Genomic DNA, 867 nt, shown 5'->3' with positions numbered 1-867 from the left:
TCAAAGAGAATTAATTGATTTAAAACATAGCAGACTTTCAATAACTATAAGTCATTGGATGGAAAGCAGTAATGAATATAATGAAAACTCGGAGTATATCGAGGCTGTTTTAGATGTGTTTTATAAGGATAAATACCTTGGATACTATAAACTAATATACAACTTTAATGGTGAGATTATTGATGATTTTCTCGTTTGGGAATAAGAAGTGTCAAAAATTTTGGTTGCAATTCAAGGAGTGCCATACTTCGCCTAACACCGTATTCACGCGGCGGGCCTGACGGCCCTTGGTCTGCAAGAGGCATTTCGAGGAAGTGGAGTCAGCAGACAACCCTGCACTGGCTAAGTCCGTCGGACCCGGCAGCTGGTGCTGCCTTAAGCCAGTGAGGGTTCGTGAATACAACAACGTTATATGCAATCGGTGCAGAGATCAGTTTTAAACACTCAAAGAAAGAAGAGCGATCTAAGATCAAGAACGATTTAGGGTCAAGAGCGATTTAAGGTCAAGGGAGATTTAAGGTCAAGAGCGATTTAAGGTCAAGAGCGATTTAAGGTAAGGGAGATTTAAGGTCAAGAGCGATTTAAGGTCAAGAGTGATTTAGGTCAAGAGAGATTTAAGGTCAAGAGAGATTTAAGGTCAAGAGAGATTTAAGGTCAAGAGAGATTTAAGGTCAAGAGAGATTTAAGGTCAAGAGCGATTAAGATCAAGAGCGGTTTAAGGTCAGGGGAATCTAGCATATTCAGGAAGGCCCCGACAGCATATAACACCGTATTCACGCGGCGGGCCAGACGGCCCTTGGTCTGCAAGAGGCATTTCGAGGAGCGGACTCAGCAGACAACCTCTGCGAACCTAACCGCGTCGCGGCC

At 43.4% G+C, this 867-nt stretch carries 1 pseudogene; it reads left to right on the top strand.

Going from position 1 to position 867, the window contains the following annotated elements:
* Positions 1-205 (top strand): annotated as a pseudogene (locus tag ACSEXW_RS28210) (hypothetical protein); the annotation flags it as partial.
* Positions 206-867 lie beyond the last annotated feature (662 nt).

It is taken from the genome of Oryzibacillus soli (genome assembly GCF_051594765.1).
In the GTDB taxonomy this organism is placed as follows: domain Bacteria; phylum Bacillota; class Bacilli; order Paenibacillales; family NBRC-103111; genus Paenibacillus_AR.
This window is presented reverse-complemented; position numbering and strand designations above follow the sequence as displayed.